Origin of the sequence: Paenibacillus baekrokdamisoli (genome assembly GCF_003945345.1) — a bacterium.
Lineage (GTDB): Bacteria > Bacillota > Bacilli > Paenibacillales > Paenibacillaceae > Paenibacillus_Z > Paenibacillus_Z baekrokdamisoli.
In genome coordinates, this window is the sequence record NZ_AP019308.1 from 5,919,252 (window position 1) to 5,939,258 (window position 20,007).

The window sequence follows — 20,007 nt, forward strand, 5'->3', positions numbered from 1 at the left end:
AGACTTCAAGATGGGAGAGTTGCTAGAAAGATGCGCAATCTAGAAAAGAACGACCAGAGGTTCATGCTGACAACGGTTAAGAAGGCTATTCATACGAATGTTTACCAACCTACATCTAAACGCTTACTCGTCCTGACATTGGGGGCAACACTGCTTCTTCAGCCCTTATCTATAGTAATACCGACTCTAGCAGCCGCTGCAAGCAGCGAGGAGACTTCGACAGGGTCACAAGCAGCGACGCAGGCCTCGCAGCAGCAGCAACTTGTACAGGTCTCTGAAGAGATGGTTACAGCAGGCGCGAAGCGTATCGATTTTAAGTGGGCGAATAAAGCAGGCACTGGCGCCAAAATCTCAAATGTTCATGTCATAGAGATCGATCTAACCAATCCGTATGTAAAGCTTGACGTCATGAACGGTAAAGCGGGCTCGGTAACGGGCGTAAGCTCAGTTGGCAATATGGTGAACAAGAGTGGAGCCATTGCTGGTGTTAATGCAGATTTCTTCAACGTATCCAGCGGTAAAGGCACACCTATCGGTGCAGAGGTTACAGGTGGGAATCTAACAACAAGTACATCCCAACTGACAGGGATGTATGCCTTTGCTGTGACGAATGATCGCAAACCCATTATTGACTCGTTCGGTTTTGAAGGGAATATTACTGCAGCTGATAGTTCAACCTTTGCCCTGTCAGGTATTAATAAAGCGGCTTACTTAACAGAGCCAGGCAATGGATATAGTCATGCTGATGCGATGTATATATATACGAGCGCATGGACGGTCGGTAGGCCCGACGTGAACGATAGCGCGACGACTCCGACCGAGGTGCTCGTTCAGAATAATGTCGTCATGCAGATTGCAGTTAATTCTATGATTCCTGGTACGCCGCCGGCGGATGGTTACATTCTGAGAACTCATGGTAAAGCGGCTCAATTTGTTCGTGATCATTTACAGGTCGGTCAGACCATTAAGGCCAGCTACAACCTCATCGCTCAATCCAGTGGTGCGAAGGTGGATCCAACAACGCTTCAAATGCTAGTAGGCGGACATACAATACTTGTCGATCAAGGGGCTGCAGCGAAGTTCTCGAGAGATCCAAGCAGTATTAGCCCTGCGAGTAATCGCGCGCGCACAGCTGTGGGTTACTCTAAGGACGGCACGAAGGTGATGCTAGTTACTGTAGAGGACAGCAGCAGCAGCAAGGGAGCGACACTTGTGGAGCTTCAGCAGCTATTGGTGCAGCTGGGCGTTTGGCGGGGTATTAACCTCGATGGAGGCGGTTCGACAACTATGGTTTCGCGTCCATTAGGAGAGACAGGCATCCAGCTCTCATTCCCAACGGAATATGGAGATACGCAGCGTCAGGTTGTTAACGGCATTGGAGTCTTTACGACTGCACCGCAAGGTCAGCTGAGAGGCATAAAGGCCAGCGGCAGCGCAACGGTATTCATTGGTCAGCAATCCGCCTACGCGATGAAGGCTTATGATACCTACTATAACCCTATCGATCCAGGTACCCTATCACCCGTTTGGAAGACCAGTGAAGCACTAGGTACATTCTCTGGGAATACGTTCACTGCAACGAAATCGGGTCAGACAACAGTTACGGTTCAAGCGGGGGCAATAAGTGACAAGCTGCCGATTGAAATCATAGCAGGTGATCAAATTGCGCAGATGACCGTTGATTCAAGCTCGCTGGTATTGGAAGCAGGCAAGACGTTATCCGTTCCAGTCCGGATCACCTTGAAAGACGGACGGAAGCTAACAGTGCCTGCAGAGTCGGTAAAATGGGAACTGCGCGGCTTTACAGGAACAGTAGCGGGGAATTCACTCACGGTTGGCACCGTGAATCCTGCTTCAACGGTTGGATATGCAATCGCACGTTATGATGGTTTCTCCGCGATGGCGATTCTCGCTGGCGGCACAGATAAGAAATTTGAGGATTTTGAGAAGGTCACCTACCCAATTTCGTTCTCAGGTACGAATGGTGTATTGGGCTCTGCAAGTGTTGTGACTGGATTGCCAGGAAATGAAAGTTCAAAGTCGCTTCAGCTTACCTACGATTTCTCGGCGGGTACGGGCACCAAAGCCGCTTACGCCACGTTGAATGGAACGGGTCAGAAGATTGACGGGAGTCCGTCTGCAATGATGATAAGTGTTATGGGTGACAGCAGCTATAACTGGCTCCGTGCGGAGTTCATCGATAAAGCAGGAAAGTCTTACCTCGTTACACTAGCTGATCAGGTTAATTGGTCGGGCTGGAAGCAGCTGAAGGTGAATTTACCGACGGGTACCGCTTACCCTCTTACCTTGAAACGTATCTATGCAGCTTCTCTCGCCGAAGGACAGGATGAGCGGTTGCTGATCGGCTCGCTTGCTTTTGACAATATAAGCTTTCAATACCCGGCGAACGTCCCTGAGCTGCCTAAGACGACCATTGAACTGAAAGTAGGCTCCAAGGTAGCTAAAGTTGCTGGTAAAGCGTATAAGCTCGACGTAGCGCCTCTGGTGTTGAGTAATACGACATACTTGCCCCTTCGTTTCGTAACGGAAGCATTGGGTGCGCAGATTGACTGGGAGGGCACTCTGAAGAGGGTAACTGTTCTGCGTGGGGATAAGCTGCTTGAGATGTGGCTTGGGCGCAATGAATTTATAATAAACGGGACTCGATTGAAGTCTGAAGTCGCACCTATTTCTCGTGGGGATCGTACATTAGTCCCACTTCGTCTTGTATCGGAGCAATTAGGCCTATCCGTAAATTGGGATGGAAAAATGGGCACGATTACCGTCGAATGATATGGACGCGACTGGGCTTTTCTGTGATATGATAGATTAGCAGATTTATGAAGAAAGTGGGCCGAGCCGAACGTGGATTATCGCATAACTGACATTGATCGCGTTATCAAAAATGCTGTCCTTGTGATGGAAGAAAGCAAATATCAAGTCTATGAGATTTGCGAATCTGCCCGTAAGGAATTGTTCGCGCTCGGTCAGGAATTGGCTCAAGTGCTGCGTGAGGCAGCTGAAATTATTGAGAAGGTCGACAAGCTGGAACTCGATTATCGACGGGCGCGGATACGATTAACTGAAGTGAGTCGTGACTTTATCCGATATAAAGAAGAAGATATCAAAATCGCCTATGAGAAAGCCACGCACCTCCAGCTGGATCTAATGATTTTCCGGGAAAAGGAAGTTTATTTGAAAGCTCGGCGTAATGATTTGCAAAAGCGCGTGCGCAATGTGGAGCAATCCATTGAACGGGCGGAGACGATCGCTTCTCAAATTAATGTGGTGCTCGAATATTTATCAGGTGATTTGAACCAAGTAACGCGAATATTAGAATCTGCTAAGAATCGGCAGCAAATAGGTCTAAAGATTATTTTAGCCCAGGAAGAAGAGCGTAAGCGAATTGCTAGAGAGATCCATGACGGTCCTGCTCAGTCACTAGCTAATATAGTTCTTAGGACGGAAATTGCAGAAAGAATGTTGAGTAAGCAGGAATTTCAATTAGTGCAAGAAGAATTAATAGACTTGAAGGGTCAAGTGCGTTCTGGCCTGGAAGAGATTCGCAAAATCATTTTTAATTTGCGGCCTATGGCGCTAGATGATCTGGGATTAATCCCGACACTGAGAAAGTACATCCAGGATTTTGAAGAAAAAAGCAAAATTCGGACGACATTCGACACGTTTGGCAAAGAAGCTCGGCTTCCATCCGCAATGGAAGCCGGCGTGTATCGAATGGTTCAAGAAGCATACAGTAATGCCTTTAAGCATGCGAATCCTTCTTATGTCTCGCTGGAAATAACCTTTCAGGCTCAGATGGTGAAGATTGTTGTAAAGGATAACGGAGTCGGCTTTCATGTTGATCTCATCGAATCCAGAGCCAAGCACAGCACGCATTTCGGTCTTATTGGAATGCGCGAGAGGGTGGAGCTGTTGGAAGGGAGGATGGAGATCGAATCGGCGATTAATGAAGGCACCAAAATTACGATTCATATTCCCATCAATGCGGAGCAACGAAAGGAGTAAATAACGATGGACCTGAGAACGACGAGCCCCAAACGCAAAATTAAAGTGTTAATTGCTGACGATCATCAGCTTTTCCGTGAGGGACTTAAGCGGATCTTGAATATGGAAGATGATTTGGAAGTAATCGGTGAATGTAACGACGGCATACAGGTGCTTGAGTTCTGTAATCAAATTCAACCTGAGGTCGTACTGATGGACATTAACATGCCTATCGAGAACGGGGTTGTAGCTACGGAGCGTCTGCGTGATATTTTCCCGGATGTGAAGGTTATTATTCTATCCATTCATGACGATGAGAGCTACGTATTCGAAACCTTACGCAAAGGTGCATCCGGCTATTTACTGAAGGATATGGAGGCAGAAGCTTTAGCGAATGCCATTCGTTCGGTTGTTAGCGGCTACGCTTATATCCATCCTAAAGTAACAGGCAAGCTCATTAACCAGCTTCGTCGCATGACGTACCTCGATGAGATTGGTGCAAACTCCGGAGCAGCTGCTGGCCGGGAAGCGGGCGTGAAGTTCATTCCAAGCGAGAACAACCCGTTAACGCGCCGCGAAGCAGAAGTGCTGCGGCTGATGGCCGAAGGAAAAAGTAATAAAATGATTGGTGAGTTTCTATTCATCAGTGAAAAAACGGTCAAAAACCACGTCAGCAGCATTTTGCAGAAGATGGAAGTGGATGATCGGACGCAAGCGGTTATTAACTCGATTAAGTTCGGTTGGGTAACGCTGTAGGGGTGTTTATGGAGTATTAAGGATTTATCAAGAATGAAGGAATGTTTACATAGTTTAGGGGCCTCCGCTGATGCGGGGGCTTTTTTTTGACACGCGGCCCTGAAAAGAATACTAGCTGTACTTTGCATGCAGCTGTATAGGATGAAACTGATTTTGCACCTTGTGAATGATTCAGAATCAGATACGATAAACTTTCATAGCAGCTGTTCAATTGAAGGATAGGTGATTCTCCTGTTGACCAATGTCCATTTTTGCGACTTGTCCGTTAATGACCAGCACCCATAGGCTTCAAGCGGCATATGATGTCACAAAAAGGAGGTGGCTGCCATGATTTCAGTCCTGCTGTGGATTGTTGGTTGTTACGCCTTGGCGGCGGCAGCTGTGCACGCGGCTTCTGCGTTAACCTCAAAACGGGAACGCGATGAGAGGCATTTTGTACTTATAGCGGGTAATGAGCAATTGCAGATGGAATGGTATATGAGGTCGCTGCGTCGCTTTTCTTATTTTACAGGTACAGAAGTGAAGGTGACCATTGTCGACGGTGGTTCAGAAGATGAAACGATGGGAATTGTCCGGTTTTTTGCAAGGAATGGAATGAAAGTGGACATAAAGTCGGGAGCTCCGATCGAAGCAAGCATGAATAGGGTGGAGGATGCAAAACAGGGTAATGTGCAAGAGCGTAAGGACGACTTATCGGATCAAGCAGCATCGGAATCCCTTGTTAGTTCGAAATGGCAACGCTTCCTAACAGGATGGGGACGTAAAAAGTGGAAGTCAGTTCATGATAAACAAATTGGGACAGCTGAACCGACTCATATGATGTGGAAGCTTCAAGCAGAAGGTATTATTACACGTTCAGAGCACGCTGTGCTTATTGATTTAAGAGATCCTGCGGATTTATCAAAGCTGCCACTCTGACGATAAAAAGGGTGATTGCTATCTTCGAGGAGGGCGAGGTATAATCGTATTAACTACATTAACGGACGAGTGAAGCACACCCGTAATTCTGCCTTGAGGCAGATTGCGAGTGTGCTTTTTTGTGTCTAAAGGGGTGTGTATGGAACGAGTGGGGATGGTTAGGGTCGGTGTTCGAGATGAATGAGGGTGAAGCTCAGAACAAGGTGCGTGTGAAGCGTGGTGAGCTTCCCATGGTTCCAAAGGCTGTCGTTAAATCGTGCTTGAAGAGTTTGTTAATGATTGCGTTTCTGGATGAGTGACTGGGGGGAGAGTATTGAAGGTTACTTTGTACGTCATTGCAGGGAAAAGAGAGTCAAAGGTATTATGGTCGATTGCACCTGAGATTGATTATGCTTATTGGCTGGATGAGGTGTTTAGGGCTGAAGTGGAGCAGGAGTTAGAGCAGTTTATGCATAGGAAGCACGGACTGACGGGTGGTTGTGATGGAGCTGGTCAGCGTGAAGATAGGAAGCGGGGTGGGGTGGCTGGGAATCAAGTGCTTGGGAGGCATGGACTGAAGCGCGGTAGTGATGAAGCTGGGCAGCGTGAAGATAGGAAGCAGGGCAGGGTGGCCGGGAACCAGGTGGATGGGAGGCATGGACTGAAGCACGATAGTGATGAAGTTGGTCAGCGTGAAGATAGGAAGCGGGGCAGGGTGGCCGGGAACCAGGTGGAGGCCTATGGGGATGTGGGTGATCGAGACTCAGAGCGATTAAACGAGCAAGTGGCGGTTGCTGCTTGGTCGGAGCCATTGCCGCTTGGTATGGCGAGTGATATAGCGGGGCGGTGGCCGAGTTCTGGCGGCCCGGTGAGTGTGGAGGAAGCGCGTGAACGACTGACGCGTTTGGTGAGCGAAGCGGTGGAGGCTGACGCAGGGCGAGGCTTCATGGCGAAGCTGAAGCCGCAGGCACATGCGATGCATGTGCGGGAGCCGTCCGCGAGAATTGCCGCGGACGGGGCTAGGGCGCTGGCGGCGGAAGCTTGCCGCGCCGCTGCGCTTTTGCAGGGCCGAGCGCTGCTCAGCAGCGAAGCGCTCGCCCTGCTCGCGGCCGTAGGCGCGGCAGCACCGGCCGGCGCTGCGCCGCCGGCTTGGAGCGCGGCGGCCCGCGCGCTCCAGCTGGCCGCGCTGCTCGGCCAGCTGCGCCTAGGCGGCGCAATCGCCCCGCAGCCGCAGCCGCCGCTGCTGCGGTGGCGGCAAGCCCTTGGCGCCAAGCCGCGCCAACAGCTCCGCTGCCAGCGATGCGGCAGCGCGGCGGCGCGCATGCGCCGAACGCCATGCGCCGCATGTGGGCGCGCATGCGCGTACTGCGAAGCATGCCTCACGATGGGCCGCAGCAGAGAGTGCGGCCTCCTCATACACGGCACACCCAACATGGGCGCTCCAACAAGAATCAGCGCCCCAACCCCATCACGCCTAACCGCCGCGGATAATCTCGCGGCCCGTTTAGAGCCATGGAAGCTGAGCCCAGCTCAAGAGGCTGCAGCATCGGCCGCGCTTACCTACATAGAAGAAGGTCCAGCTGCTAATCCTCCCTCATGGTGGCGGCGTCTTGTTAGCCGCCAACGTAACACCCCTTCTGCCGCCACCCAGCGCCGCTTCCTCCTCTGGGCCGTAACCGGCGCAGGCAAAACGGAAATGATGTTTCCGCTTGTCGAATCCTGCATAAAACGAGGTGGCCGGGCGTTAATTGCTACGCCCCGGCGGGACGTTGTACTTGAGTTAGATCCAAGGATACGTCGTGCATTCCCGCAAGCGACCGTTGTTACCTTGTATGGCGGCAGTGAGCAGCGATGGGAGTACGGTGATATCACGCTGGCAACAACGCACCAGCTTTTTCGCTTCCGTCATGCGTTTGATTTGGTAGTAATAGACGAGTTAGACGCGTTTCCCTACCACAATGATCCTATGCTCCACTATGCCGCTGACCAAGTCGGCAAGCAAGAAGCAGAGACAATCTATCTATCTGCTACGCCTCCAACCGCCATGAGAAAAGAGGCCCAGCGCGGCAAGTTAGCCCATGTACGCGTCCCAGTTCGCTTTCATCGGCATCCGCTCCCAGTCCCGAATCAAGTTACAATCCCGCCGGTCCGTCAGATGCTGCATAAGCGCAATTTGCCGCGCACGCTTATATCTGCCTTGCAAAGATCCATTAGCCGCGGTGCCCAACTATTTGTTTTTGTTCAGCAAATCCGGGATGTCGAGCCTCTCGTTCGTCGACTAAGAATCGTTTTTCCGGCGATTGTTATTGAGGGCACATCCTCCAAGGACGATGAACGCAGCGATAAAGTTCTCCGTTTTCGTGATCGAAGTATTCGGCTACTCGTTACAACTACAATTCTTGAACGTGGCGTAACCATAGCTAAGAGTGATGTCTTCATCTTGGATGCAGACGGCAAGCTTTTCGATGACGCATCATTGGTCCAGATGGCTGGTCGTGCTGGGCGTTCCATGGATGACCCTGCAGGAGTCGTCTACTTCTTTGCCTCAGCTCGAAATCGCGCACAGCAATCTGCGATCAGACAAATTCGCGGAATGAATCGAATCGCTCGTAAGTGCGGATATCTCCTATAATCGAAGGGAAGGCCGGTAAAAGATGACAGCCTTTTGGAGCAAGCTTCAACGAACGTTGCCACGGGCAATAAGCAGTATGAGCGCCCTATTATCACCCTCTGCTGCCGTTTGTTTAGTCTGCGGCAAATCAGAATATCAAGCATCGAGAACAAACTTCTTGTCGCTATGTTCGAGCTGCAGCCGAGCTATACCATGGATTACACATATTAAATGTTCCATTTGTGGTCGTCCTGAGAGTTGTTCCGATTGTATACGGAGACAGGACACTTCATTCCTACTCAATCGGAGTGCGGTTCGATATGACTCGCTAATCCGTGAATGGCTAGCTTTGTACAAATACCGCGGTCATGAAGCACTCGAGCCCCTGCTATCTGAGATCCTGTTGGCAGCCTACCAGAGACTTCTTCAGGACTTGCGCAAGCGAAATTCATCCTTTCAGATGGATGCTTTCATCCCCGTACCTGTTAGTGAGGAGCGCCTGCTGGAGCGGGGCTTTAACCAAGCGGAACGAATGGCTGCTTATTTGTCCGGGCGAACCGAGACCCAAGTCCATGAGGTCTTGCGCCGAACACTTCACAGCGACAAGCAAAGCTTCAAAACCCGAGGTGCTAGACTTCGTGATACTCAGAAACTATTCACAGTGGACGATCAATCGATTCTGTCTATGTTAAGTGCAATAGATAAACGCGCAGTCTCTCATCAGTCTTCTAATTCTCGTTCAAGTTCACTTGCTCCACCAATCCTTCATCTTCTGATCATCGATGATATCTATACGACCGGAAGCACCGTGAACGCATGTGCAGCAGCAATCTCCGAATCTCTCCAAGCTCTCTGCCTAGAGGTACAAACGGATATTTTTGTCCTTACGCTAGCACGCTCTTAAATACGAACGAAAAAAAGAGTGAATTTTGTCTATTTATGAGTTAATATGGAGAAACCAATCTGCTACCTGGAAGGGAGCACTAGACCTATGAATTTGGATAACTGTCCACGCTGCGGCAAGCTCTATGCGAAGAATTTCCGTGATGTCTGTCCTGCTTGTATGAAATCAATCGATACGGAATATCAGCTTTGTTCTGATTTTTTGCGAAAGAATAAAGGCGCCGATATTACTTTTCTGTCTGAAGAAACGAATGTATCCATTAAACAAATCACCAAATTTATTCGCGAAGGACGTATTTCGCTCATTGGTGTACCCAACTTAATGTATCCGTGTGAAGTTTGTGGAACACTAATCCGTGAGAATAACATGTGTATTGGCTGTAGATCTAAGCTCATACAAGATGTGAATAAGTCGAATAATGCCAAGAGCGACAAAGCTAAAGAAACAGAAAAGGTACCGCCCTCAGCTACGGCGGCTTACCGAATTATGGATCGCCGCGAACGTAATTAGGCGTTTTTTGGGGTGTATTACGATTTCTATACATTTTTAAATAAAAGTGCCGATAATACTCTTATAGAGTTATCGGCTTTTTTATATGGCGGTGGACGTTGGAGGGATTAAGATGAAAATTAATGAAACGCAGCGCATCGGCGCAGTGAATCCTTATCAGAAACAAAATGATAAGCAGGCAGAGAGTGCGAGTCGCAAGCGGAAAAAGGATGAGGTTCAGATCTCAGCGGAAGCGCAAGAGATGCTCTCGTCCAGTCGTGAGAACAGCACAGATCGAACCAAGCTAATAGATTCTTTGAAACAATCGGTTAGCTCAGGTACCTACCATGTGGAAGCGGGCAAAATCGCGGAGAAATTGCTTCCTTTTATTAAGTAAAATCTTGGACAAGAATAGGTGAAACCTCATAATGGTGGAAGCAATCGTTGAAACGCTGGGGAAGCAGGCCCTCTTGTATAGCCAATTATTAGTACTAGCTAAGCAAAAGACGCCCCTACTTGTGAAGAATGAAGTGGAACAGCTTAATGCCATTATGCAGAAAGAAAAGAAACTTCTAAAACAGGTGGAGGAGCTTGAGCAGTTAAGAATGCAGCTGTCTGGGCAGTTCTTCTCCAGTCTCGGGTTGCTTCGCTACAGGGGCGGTAGATTAATCGAGATGATTCGGATAGTAGCCTCTGCACAAGATAAGCAGAAGCTGACGGAGCTTCATAGTGAGCTGACGGAATTATTGGGAGAGTTACAGAACGTTAACGAGTTGAACCAGCAGTTAATCGAACAATCATTGAAATTTATCGATTATTCCATCGATTTAATGGTCGAAGACCCTAATGAAGATATGACCTATCAGCACCCGCTCAGTCCAGGTTATGGCAATGCGCGTAATGGATTATTTGATACAAGAGGATAGGGAGGCAACGCCAAATGAGTTCTACTTTCCATGGAATAGAAACAGCTAAGAGGAGTTTGTTTACTCAAACTGCTGCATTAAACACGACCGGACATAATATCTCTAACGCAAATACAGCTGGGTATTCTAGGCAAGTTGTTAATATGACTGCTTCGAAACCAATGGAATACCCAGGTCTAAACAGGTCCAACATGCCTGGGCAGTTGGGAACGGGAGTAGAGTTTGCTTCCATTACTCGTATTCGTGAGACTTTCCTAGATGATCAATATCGGAATGAAAACAAATCACTTGGAAGCTGGGAAATACAAGGGAATACGCTGAACAAGCTCCAAAGTATTATTAACGAGCCTTCAGATTCTGGTTTGCGCACTGTGCTGGATAACTTTTGGAAATCATGGTCTGATTTAAGTAAAGATCCAGAGAATGTAACGGGACGAAAAATTGTACGTGAGAATGCTATTGCTTTGACAGATGCTTTGAATCAGACCAGCAAACAGCTGAGCGATTTGAATTCTGATCTAACAAACAATATCCAAGTAAAGGTAAATGTTATTAACTCCACAACTACAACCATTGCAAATTTAAATCGAGAAATTCAGCGGGTTGAAGGATTGGGAGACAATGCTAACGATCTAAGAGACCAACGGGATCTGTTAACAGATAATTTATCCAAAATAGTTAATATATCCGTAGCGAACACGCCTCAAGGGTATAATATCTCCATTGGTGGATTAAACCTGGTAACAGGAGGAGAGGCTACGGCAACCTCAGTAGATGCGCTCACCTCTGCGTATGGTGCTGGAGACGGGACCGGAGATTTAAATAATGGTGAGGTATTCGGGCTGCTAGTCTCAAGAGAGAAATATGTGACTGACTACCAGAATCAACTGGACGTGTTAGCCAATACGATTGCGAACGGAGATATAACAGTTACCATTCCGGCAGGATCGGTGATCCCAGATGGTACCACATTGAACAATATTACTTATACGGGTGCGAACAGAACATTAACATCGGACATCAGTGTAACGGTTAAAGGACTTAATGGACTTCATAAATTAGGATATACCTTTGACACTCCTGCAAAAACAGGTGAAGATTTCTTTACAGCTATATCAGGGAATATAACCGCTGGAAATATTCAATTGAATCCCAAGATAGCTGCTGACTCCAGTTTAATAGCGACATCGCTAAGAACAACCGGAACAGGAGTAAGTGAAGTAGCTGTCAAAGGAAATAATACGCTAGCTGTATTACTTGCGAATTTAAAAGATACTTCTTTTCAGTTTAATGCAACAGGCAATGGTGTAACAAACGGAAGTATTGATGATTATTTCAGATCAGTTGTAGGGCAATTGGGTGTCCAAGGGCAAGAAGCTAACCGACAAGTTAATAATCAGCAAACACTTGTGGACCAAGTGGATTCTCAACGTCAATCTGTAAGTGGAGTATCGTTGGATGAAGAAATGTCGAATTTGATTAAATTTCAGCACGCATATGGTGCGGCTTCTCGATTTATGACGACGTATGATCAAATTTTGGACAAGCTTATTAACGGGACAGGTTCGGTAGGACGCTAATTTAAGTTAGGAGGAGATTATATTGGCTTTAAGGATAACTCCAAGTATGATGCATTCTCAGATGCTTAGAAACGTAAATAATAACCTAAGTCGTATGGATACGAATCAAAATATTCTTTCAACCGGAAAGAAAATAAATCGCCCTTCCGATGACCCAGTTGGTATCACATATGCGCTGCGTTATCGCAGTGAGCTTTCAATAAACGAACAATACCAGAAGAATATAGACTCCGCGAAATCATTTGTTGACCATACCGATACTGTGTTATCTCAATTGTCTGATATTCTTCAACGTGCTACCGAGCTGACTACTCAAGGTGTAAACGGTACTAATCCTCGGACTGCATTAAATGCCATCGCACAAGAGATGGGGCAAATTTACGAACAAGCTGTAGCCATTGGCAATGATAAGCTAAGTGGCAAATCAATCTTCAACGGACAAATTACGAATAAAGACCCTTATACTTCGGCCGGAGCGGCTACAGAACAAACGGATACACAAAAAATTTCATATCAATTTTCAGCGGGAATTACCATTCCGATTAATGTTACTGGAGATGAAGTATTCGGCGCAGCTAATCCTGCACCACCAGCAGCGGCCACAACTCCTGATAATCTTTTTTCTGTATTAAGCGGTTTACAGAACGCATTTGCTACAGGAAATCAAGCACAAGCTAAAATATTGATGGGACAATTAAGCAGTAGATTAGATAAAGTATTGGATGTTCGTGCCGAGGTAGGGGCAAGATCCAATCGCATTGATTTGATGGATAGTCGATTGAAAGATTTGACCCAAAATATTACGGAGTTAGATTCAAAGACCGAGGATGCCGATATGGCAGAGACGATAACGAAATTAAAAGAAGATGAAAATGTTTATCAAGCTTCCCTATCTGTCGGAGCCAAAATAATACAGCCTAGCTTATTGGATTACTTAAGATAATCCGAAGTGGGGGGATACCTTTGGAATTTTTACGATTATCGATCCATCAAACAAATGCTCAGATTGGCATACAGACACAATTAGCTGGCCAAGACATTCATTCGCGAGCTGGAGATTTGTCTATTCAACAACCCCCAGCTAAAGTTGAAATGGAATCACCTGCAGGTGAGCTGGAGATTGACTCCTCTGAGGCTTGGGCAGCATTAGGTAAAGGTCCTCATTTGGAATGGCTGAATTCTATATATAGCCAAAGTAAAAGTGTAGCCCTTCAGGCCATCGCGAAGATGGTGGAAGATGGCAATAGAATGGCTCAAATAACCAATCATCAGAATGCGTTTGCTGATCTTGCGCAAGATGTTTATCAACGTAAGAATCCAATTGAATACGCGGGAGAACCCTCCTATTTTAATGTGAAGGTGCATTACCAGTCCCATTCACCAATTATTAATATTGAACCGCAAAAAGCCGAGATCCAATACTCACCTAATAAACCTGAGGTGCAGTATAATCCAGGTTCTGTGGATGTGTATGTAAAGCAAAAGAACGCTATTGATATCCAGGTGAGTCAATATGACTGGTACAAATAAATAATTTGAAATGCTATAGCGCAAGCTATAGCATTATCTGTTAGAGGAGGTATTTCTTTGCTCGATTTCTTGCAGGGCCAGGTCATTCAATTAAAAGGGAGCATTCTCGGGTTCGAGAATTGCAATGCGTTTTCGATATCAGTCGTAGAAGAAAATAGGCATTTTGCTCATCTGCAAAGCATGGAACAGGGAGACATCGGTTTTCTTGTTGTTTCTCCGTTTACGTTCTATCCGGAATATTGGCTCGAAATTGAGGAGAAGGATAACAAGCAGCTTGACATTCAATCGCATGAAGATGTCGTGGTGCTGTCCATTGTGACAACCGGGAAGACCTTTTCGGAATCAACGATGAACTTGCTTGCCCCGATCATCTTGAACATCAGCAACGGCCGAGGCAAACAAATCGTTCTTCCTCCGAAGAGTAAATACGGAACCAAGGAACCACTCTTTATTGCAGCACGAAAGGAGAACGGTGCTTAGACATGCTAATTTTGAGTCGAAAAAAAGGGCAGTCCATTATCATTAACAACAACATTGAAATTGTCATTTCCTCCATCGATGGTGACCAGGTGAAGGTGGGGATTAATGCGCCGATCGAAGTGAACATTTTGAGGAAGGAGGTTTACGACGCCGTACAGGAAAGCAATAGACAGGCGCTGCGAACGAGCATGAATCTGGAGGAATTGAAAAAATGGTCAAATATGGAAAAATAGTAAGATACACTTTTCTTCTGTAATTTCCGATACTAGTTAACATAGCCTAATAGAATGGGGGACTATCATGAAACAACTAGCCGTCGGTGTCATCGGAGCTGGAAATATGGGCATTCACCATATCCGAAACTATTATTATCATCCCAAGGTTCAATTCGTTGGTGTTGTTGACCGGGATGCAAAGAAGCTTTCTGACATCCAGAATAACTTCCCGGTAGATGTATTCTCCGACTACAACGCTATTATCGATCAAGTTGACGCGGTAAGTATCGTGACGCCTACGTCCACTCATTTTCAAATAGCTAAGGAATGCTTATTACGGGGCAAGCATGTATTGCTCGAGAAGCCTATGACATCAAACATGCAAGAAGCCGAAGAACTGCTGGAGTTGGCTGAGAAGAATAAAGTCGTTCTGGCAATTGGTCATATCGAGAGATTTAATCCGGTCATAGGCGAGCTGCAGCATGTACTACAGGGAAACCGTCCTTTGTTTATCGATATTCATAGAGAAAGTCCCTATGATTCTCGTATCTTTGATACGGACGTTATTTCCGATTTAATGATCCATGATATCGATCTACTGTGCTATCTATTAGATGATCCAATCGACGTGAAGTCCGGTTATGGCATCCAGGTGCGTTCGAATGCAAGCGATTTGGTGAATGTGCAGCTTGTTACGACCGGCGGTACGCTTATTAACATAACAACAAGCAGAATAACGCAGCAGAAAATTAGACAATGGAGAATTATATTCAACGAATCTCTGGTCGAAGCGGATTTACTGGAACGAAAGCTTCAGATCATGAGAAAGACTTCGGTCGAAATGGAGCTCTTAAGCAATAAAACCGAAATCAAATACAGACAGGATCAGCTTGTGGAGAAGGTTCTGGTTCCTCATTACGAGCCGCTGCAAATGGAAATTAACGATTTCATAGATTCGATTCTTAATGGTCGCCCTCCCCTTGTCAGTGCTGTGGAAGGTATTAAAGTGCTGGCGCTAATTGAACAGTTGAAACGAAAGATGGTACAAACAAGCAGGTACTTCAATGCTTTGGAGGCACAGACGATATGATTTCAATTGCGAATCCGCGCATAGAAGAAGATGAAATCCAGGCTGTTGTAGAAGTGATGAGGACGGGACAGCTTGCCCAAGGCGAGGTTGTCCAGCGGTTCGAGGATCAATTCGCGGCTCATTTCGGTTATGACTGTGCATCGGCCGTTAGCAATGGAACAACGGCACTTCATGTCGCTCTTCTGGCTGCCGGCGTGAAGCGGAATGATTTGGTTTTAACGACGCCATTTTCGTTTATTGCCACAACGAATGCTATTTTGTACTGTGGAGCTATACCTTGCTTCGTAGATATTGATGGAGATACCTTCAATATAAGTCCTGAGAGGTTAAGAGAGAGCATCAGCAAGTGGCCTTCAGCCAAATATTTGCTGATCCCGCATTTGTTTGGCCTTGCTTGCGATATGGGAGCGATTATGGCCATTGCAAACCTGCATGGTTTGATTGTCATCGAGGACTGTGCTCAGGCCCATGGTGCTCTTTATAACGATCAGCCGGTTGGTTCGTTTGGTTTAGCGGGAACGTTCAGCTTCTACCCGACTAAGAACATGACCACGGGCGAAGGCGGGATGATCGTGTCCAGCGAATTGGACTATATTCGTCTGTGCCACACGTACATTAATCATGGCTCGACGGAACGATATGTGCATGAAGTGACGGGATTCAATTACCGGATGACCAATATGGCCGCGGCGATTGGCATTACACAGCTTTCCAAAATTGATCAATACAATCAAAGACGTAAACAAAATGCGCGGTATTTCTTGGATAACATGAACAATGAATTTATTCGGATGCCGGTATTCGCTGCGAACGCCGAGCATGTTTTTCATCAATTTACGGTAAAAACCGAACATCGGGAAGCATTGATGAAACATTTGTCCAGCCGTGGAATCGGTTATGGCGTCTACTATCCGATTCCTATTCATCTTCAAAAGAATGTCATCGATTATTTTGAAGGCTTAACTCAAACGGCGGAGCTGCCATCATTGCCGGTTACGGAAAAAGTCTCCAAAGAAGTGCTGGCTCTTCCGGTTCATCCCCATTTGGAAGAATACCAGCTCGAACAAATTGTTGCCGCGATTAATGATTTTGATCCAGAATCTTAATTATCGAAGGATGTCATGTCATGGAGACTTATATACACCCCACTGCTGAAATTCATCCGTCATCGCGGATTGGACAAGGAACTAAAGTATGGAACTACGCGCAAATCCGAGAAGATGCTATCATTGGGGAAAATTGTGTTTTAGGAAAAGACACGTATATCGATAAAGGTGTTTCAATTGGTTCAGGTGTGAAAATTCAAAATGGCGTTTCGATCTTTCAAGGCGTTTATGTAGAGGACGACGTGTTTTTAGGCCCCCACATGTGCTTTACAAATGACAAAGTACCAAGAGCCTTTAACAGCGATTGGAAGGTTACGCCTACCTATGTGAAGCAAGGCGCTTCCATTGGCGCTAACGCGACGATTGTTTGCGGTATCGAAATCGGGGAATATGCAATGATCGCAGCAGGCGCTGTCGTCACGAAAGATGTCCCGCCTTGTGGGCTTGTTATGGGGAATCCAGCTGTTTTGAAAGGCTATGTAGACAAAGAAGGAAACCGCGTCATCGTTCGATAATAGGAGGATTTGTCATGCAGCCCCTCATTTCTCTTTGTATGATCGTTAAAAATGAAGAAAAGGTTTTAGAGCAATGTTTGAGCAGCGTTCAAGAGTTGGCGGATGAAATCATTATTATAGATACCGGCTCAACGGACGGTACCAAAGAAATTGCCCTCAAGTACACGGAGCAAGTCTTTGATTTTCAGTGGATTAACGATTTCTCGGCCGCAAGAAACGAAGGCATCAATAAAGCTACCGGCAAATGGATTCTTATTCTGGATGCGGACGAGTACGTAAAGCAAGATGAAGTTGATTCGTTAAGGAATATGCTTAATCTTACGGAAACGGACAAACCTGTCGGCATCGTGGTGGATGTCATGAATTTAACGGGGAATTCCTTAACGAGTACAACGGGTTTCTATCAATCAAGCGGCACAAGGATTTTTACTAATGGACATGGCATCCACTATGAAAATAAAATCCATGAACAGGTTATCTGCCAGGATATTATGGCGCAGTTCAAGGTTTCCTTTACGGTTTTCCACTCCGGATATGTCACACAAATTGCGGAAGAGAAGAAGAAATCGGATCGTAATATGGAAATTTTCAATGAATTGAAAAAAACCGGCAAGAAGTCTGGGCCCTATGAAGATTTCACGATAGCTAATGAGCTGGCAGCTGCAAGGAAGCTCAAAGAATCGGTATACTACTATAGTAAGTGTATTAAACGTTCCAAAATTACTGATCCCTGGTATTCGCATTGCTGTTACCGATTAATAATCATCTTTAAGATTTTAAAGCGCTACAATGAGGCTTATGCCTATATAGAAAAGGGTCTTCAATTATGGGGGCAATATACGGACTTCCATTATCTCAAGGGAGCAGTGCTTAACGAATTTGGTATGTATGAGCAGGCGGTGAAGGCTTTTGAAACCTGCTTAGCAATTGCTGAAGAAAATGGTAAACAAAATAAGCAGTTCTGGTTAATCGATACCGATACGTGCCGACTCTTCCCGTTTATTTCTTTGGCAGAAATTGCATATATGCGCAAAGACATCGGCAAAACCGTATTTTTCTTAACGAAGGTTTTGCAAGAAAACTCCAAAAGCTTCATTCATTTATACCGTTTAACCAGATTGTTGCTGCAATCAGAGCCGCCGGATGAAATTTCAAGGCTCTTGGAGCAGATTTACCCGCAAAATCAACCGTTTAATTGTTATATTGTGTTCAAAGTTTTTTTAGAATTAGGTCACGAATTATTAGCCTCCAAGTACCTTGACAATTGCAAGGCATTGAACTTGTCAATGGAGGCAAACGATATGGTGCGCTATGCACTCTTAACAAGGAACGAGAAGATCGCGAGTGAATGGTTGGAAAAACTCCCTTCGAATTCTGATAGCATGTATTCCAATGCGCTTATTGCAGCGCTTGCTTCTAAAAATCCGAGCTGGATTTATCAATATGTGAAAGATTCGAGCCAACCGTATTATGATATCGGCCAATACGTGATCTGTATTTTAGAGCAAAATCAGGTTGAACAATATGCCGGCAATCATCAGGATCAGCTATATGCTCTTATTGTTGATTTGTTCAAACTGGGTTACTTTGAAGAATTCGATCAGTTGATGAATCTCGTGGAAAACGAAGCGTTACTTAACAAAGTAGCAGATTTTTTCTACGAAGAAAACCTGCTTGAAATCGCGATTCAATACTATTCGGCCCTTATTAATCAAGAAGCACTTTCTGCAGCAGGGTACATGAATGTAGCCAACCTGTATTTGAGCCAGAATGAAGAAGAAGAAGGACTCATGTTTATGCAGAAATCCATTGATATGGATCCAGCAATTGACAGAATACCTTACTTGATTTCTCTTTTGTCCGATACTGAATTAATCTCAGCATATCAAGATAAGTTTGCGGATTTACATGCGGGATATAACCAACTTCCTTTTATTAAGAATTTAAATGCCTAAATCTATCAAAAAAATTTCGATTTGATCTAAACTAATGAAAGTCTTGTCCCGATATATATTATAAGGCTAACAGCCTGATCCACATGGAAGTGGAAAAACAACATTCAGGGAGGAAATTATTCATGATTATCAACCACAATCTTAACGCAATGAACGCACACCGCAACCTTGCTTTCAACAACACGCAACAAGGTAAATCCAGTGAGAAATTGTCTTCCGGATACCGTATCAACCGTGCAGCTGACGATGCAGCGGGTCTATCGATTTCCGAGAAAATGCGCGCTCAAATCAAATCTTTGAGCCAAGCACAACGCAATACGCAAGACGGTATTTCCCTCGTTCAAACAGCTGAGGGCGCAATGAACGAAGTTTCCGATATGCTAACTCGTATGAAAGAACTTGCTACGCAAGCAGGAAACGGTACTTACAACTCCACTGACATCACGGCTATGAACAATGAGTATCAAAAATTGGCAAGTTCGATCACGAATGACATTACTGCTAACACGAAATTCAACGGTATTACTTTGCTTAAAGCTACAGCTGCTATCACGATCCAAACTGGTGATAATATTGGTGACCAAGTTTCTATCGACTTGACTAAAGCTGATATCTCCGGTCTGAGTTTCGGTACGTTGGATAGCACTGGTGCAGAAATGGCTAAAGTTGATACTGCAATTGAAACAGTTAACACTGGACGTTCCGAGCTGGGTGCTGTTCAAAACCAACTTGAGCACAGATATAACAACACGGCTTCCACGACTGAAAACCTGCAAGCTGCTGAATCCCGTATCCGTGATACAGACATGGCTAGCGAAATGATGACGTATAGCAAATTCAACATCCTGCAACAAGCTGCTACAGCTATGTTGGCTCAAGCAAACCAAGCTCCTCAAGGCGTGCTTCAATTGCTTCGTTAATGATAACTGGAAAAAGCCCATTGATATT

At 45.8% G+C, this 20,007-nt stretch carries 21 protein-coding genes; all 21 read left to right on the plus strand.

Going from position 1 to position 20,007, the window contains the following annotated elements; translation table 11 throughout:
- Positions 1-30: 30 nt before the first annotated feature.
- Positions 31-2,793: a stalk domain-containing protein gene (locus tag EKN16_RS25980; RefSeq protein ID WP_232016025.1), complete on the plus strand. Its 2,763-nt coding sequence runs from the start codon at positions 31-33 to the stop codon at positions 2,791-2,793.
- A gap of 72 nt (positions 2,794-2,865) precedes the next feature.
- Positions 2,866-4,026, plus strand: a complete 1,161-nt coding sequence (locus tag EKN16_RS25985; protein WP_125663722.1) for a sensor histidine kinase — start codon at positions 2,866-2,868, stop codon at positions 4,024-4,026.
- Positions 4,027-4,032: 6 nt separating this feature from the next.
- A complete protein-coding gene (locus tag EKN16_RS25990; protein ID WP_125663724.1) occupies positions 4,033-4,761 on the plus strand; it encodes a response regulator in 729 nt (242 codons plus the stop codon).
- Between the two features lie 327 nt (positions 4,762-5,088).
- The gene (locus EKN16_RS25995) at positions 5,089-5,679 is read left to right on the plus strand and encodes a hypothetical protein (protein ID WP_125663726.1); all 591 of its coding nucleotides are present in this window, start codon (positions 5,089-5,091) and stop codon (positions 5,677-5,679) included.
- 167 nt (positions 5,680-5,846) lie between these two features.
- Positions 5,847-5,978, plus strand: a complete 132-nt coding sequence (locus EKN16_RS33570) for a hypothetical protein (RefSeq protein WP_260182438.1) — start codon at positions 5,847-5,849, stop codon at positions 5,976-5,978.
- A gap of 14 nt (positions 5,979-5,992) precedes the next feature.
- Positions 5,993-8,290: an ATP-dependent helicase ComFA gene (locus EKN16_RS26000; RefSeq protein WP_232016027.1), complete on the plus strand. Its 2,298-nt coding sequence runs from the start codon at positions 5,993-5,995 to the stop codon at positions 8,288-8,290.
- A gap of 33 nt (positions 8,291-8,323) precedes the next feature.
- Positions 8,324-8,500 (plus strand): hypothetical protein, encoded by a 177-nt coding sequence (locus tag EKN16_RS33265; protein ID WP_232016029.1) that lies wholly within the window; start codon positions 8,324-8,326, stop codon positions 8,498-8,500.
- A 118-nt stretch (positions 8,501-8,618) separates the two neighbouring features.
- Positions 8,619-9,173: a ComF family protein gene (locus EKN16_RS32510; RefSeq protein WP_164522999.1), complete on the plus strand. Its 555-nt coding sequence runs from the start codon at positions 8,619-8,621 to the stop codon at positions 9,171-9,173.
- Positions 9,174-9,260: 87 nt separating this feature from the next.
- Positions 9,261-9,683 (plus strand): TIGR03826 family flagellar region protein, encoded by a 423-nt coding sequence (locus EKN16_RS26010; protein ID WP_125663730.1) that lies wholly within the window; start codon positions 9,261-9,263, stop codon positions 9,681-9,683.
- Between the two features lie 112 nt (positions 9,684-9,795).
- Positions 9,796-10,059: a flagellar biosynthesis anti-sigma factor FlgM gene (flgM, locus tag EKN16_RS26015; RefSeq protein ID WP_125663732.1), complete on the plus strand. Its 264-nt coding sequence runs from the start codon at positions 9,796-9,798 to the stop codon at positions 10,057-10,059.
- A 31-nt stretch (positions 10,060-10,090) separates the two neighbouring features.
- Positions 10,091-10,588 carry a flagellar protein FlgN gene (locus EKN16_RS26020; RefSeq protein ID WP_125663734.1) on the plus strand — a complete coding sequence of 166 codons (498 nt, stop codon included), beginning with the start codon at positions 10,091-10,093 and terminating at the stop codon, positions 10,586-10,588.
- Positions 10,589-10,602: 14 nt separating this feature from the next.
- Positions 10,603-12,168 (plus strand): flagellar hook-associated protein FlgK, encoded by a 1,566-nt coding sequence (flgK, locus tag EKN16_RS26025; protein WP_125663736.1) that lies wholly within the window; start codon positions 10,603-10,605, stop codon positions 12,166-12,168.
- 22 nt (positions 12,169-12,190) lie between these two features.
- Positions 12,191-13,111 (plus strand): flagellar hook-associated protein FlgL, encoded by a 921-nt coding sequence (gene flgL, locus EKN16_RS26030; protein WP_125663738.1) that lies wholly within the window; start codon positions 12,191-12,193, stop codon positions 13,109-13,111.
- 20 nt (positions 13,112-13,131) lie between these two features.
- The gene (locus EKN16_RS26035; RefSeq protein ID WP_125663740.1) at positions 13,132-13,698 is read left to right on the plus strand and encodes a DUF6470 family protein; all 567 of its coding nucleotides are present in this window, start codon (positions 13,132-13,134) and stop codon (positions 13,696-13,698) included.
- Positions 13,699-13,755: 57 nt separating this feature from the next.
- Positions 13,756-14,178 carry a flagellar assembly protein FliW gene (fliW, locus tag EKN16_RS26040; RefSeq protein WP_164523000.1) on the plus strand — a complete coding sequence of 141 codons (423 nt, stop codon included), beginning with the start codon at positions 13,756-13,758 and terminating at the stop codon, positions 14,176-14,178.
- 2 nt (positions 14,179-14,180) lie between these two features.
- The gene (gene csrA, locus EKN16_RS26045; protein ID WP_125663744.1) at positions 14,181-14,411 is read left to right on the plus strand and encodes a carbon storage regulator CsrA; all 231 of its coding nucleotides are present in this window, start codon (positions 14,181-14,183) and stop codon (positions 14,409-14,411) included.
- Between the two features lie 67 nt (positions 14,412-14,478).
- Positions 14,479-15,483, plus strand: a complete 1,005-nt coding sequence (locus tag EKN16_RS26050; protein WP_125663746.1) for a Gfo/Idh/MocA family protein — start codon at positions 14,479-14,481, stop codon at positions 15,481-15,483.
- Positions 15,480-16,589, plus strand: a complete 1,110-nt coding sequence (locus tag EKN16_RS26055) for a DegT/DnrJ/EryC1/StrS family aminotransferase (RefSeq protein ID WP_125663748.1) — start codon at positions 15,480-15,482, stop codon at positions 16,587-16,589. The genes EKN16_RS26050 and EKN16_RS26055 overlap by 4 nt, the downstream gene beginning before the upstream one ends.
- Before the next feature lie 20 nt (positions 16,590-16,609).
- Positions 16,610-17,104 carry an acyltransferase gene (locus EKN16_RS26060; RefSeq protein ID WP_125663749.1) on the plus strand — a complete coding sequence of 165 codons (495 nt, stop codon included), beginning with the start codon at positions 16,610-16,612 and terminating at the stop codon, positions 17,102-17,104.
- 38 nt (positions 17,105-17,142) lie between these two features.
- Positions 17,143-19,059, plus strand: coding sequence for a TPR domain-containing glycosyltransferase (locus EKN16_RS26065; protein WP_232016031.1), 1,917 nt, complete (start codon positions 17,143-17,145; stop codon positions 19,057-19,059).
- Positions 19,060-19,181: 122 nt separating this feature from the next.
- The gene (locus tag EKN16_RS26070) at positions 19,182-19,979 is read left to right on the plus strand and encodes a flagellin N-terminal helical domain-containing protein (RefSeq protein ID WP_125663754.1); all 798 of its coding nucleotides are present in this window, start codon (positions 19,182-19,184) and stop codon (positions 19,977-19,979) included.
- Positions 19,980-20,007 lie beyond the last annotated feature (28 nt).

Excerpts from the sequence above, each read along its gene's own strand:
- EKN16_RS25980 (WP_232016025.1), top strand. The coding sequence starts at position 31 with ATGCGCAATCTAGAAAAGAACGACCAGAGGTTCATGCTGACAACGGTT.
- EKN16_RS25990 (WP_125663724.1), top strand. The coding sequence starts at position 4,033 with ATGGACCTGAGAACGACGAGCCCCAAACGCAAAATTAAAGTGTTAATT.
- EKN16_RS25995 (WP_125663726.1), top strand. The coding sequence starts at position 5,089 with ATGATTTCAGTCCTGCTGTGGATTGTTGGTTGTTACGCCTTGGCGGCG.
- EKN16_RS26010 (WP_125663730.1), top strand. The coding sequence starts at position 9,261 with ATGAATTTGGATAACTGTCCACGCTGCGGCAAGCTCTATGCGAAGAAT.
- flgM (WP_125663732.1), top strand. The coding sequence starts at position 9,796 with ATGAAAATTAATGAAACGCAGCGCATCGGCGCAGTGAATCCTTATCAG.
- EKN16_RS26020 (WP_125663734.1), top strand. The coding sequence starts at position 10,091 with ATGGTGGAAGCAATCGTTGAAACGCTGGGGAAGCAGGCCCTCTTGTAT.
- flgK (WP_125663736.1), top strand. The coding sequence starts at position 10,603 with ATGAGTTCTACTTTCCATGGAATAGAAACAGCTAAGAGGAGTTTGTTT.
- csrA (WP_125663744.1), top strand. The coding sequence starts at position 14,181 with ATGCTAATTTTGAGTCGAAAAAAAGGGCAGTCCATTATCATTAACAAC.
- EKN16_RS26050 (WP_125663746.1), top strand. The coding sequence starts at position 14,479 with ATGAAACAACTAGCCGTCGGTGTCATCGGAGCTGGAAATATGGGCATT.
- EKN16_RS26055 (WP_125663748.1), top strand. The coding sequence starts at position 15,480 with ATGATTTCAATTGCGAATCCGCGCATAGAAGAAGATGAAATCCAGGCT.
- EKN16_RS26060 (WP_125663749.1), top strand. The coding sequence starts at position 16,610 with ATGGAGACTTATATACACCCCACTGCTGAAATTCATCCGTCATCGCGG.
- EKN16_RS26065 (WP_232016031.1), top strand. The coding sequence starts at position 17,143 with ATGATCGTTAAAAATGAAGAAAAGGTTTTAGAGCAATGTTTGAGCAGC.
- EKN16_RS26070 (WP_125663754.1), top strand. The coding sequence starts at position 19,182 with ATGATTATCAACCACAATCTTAACGCAATGAACGCACACCGCAACCTT.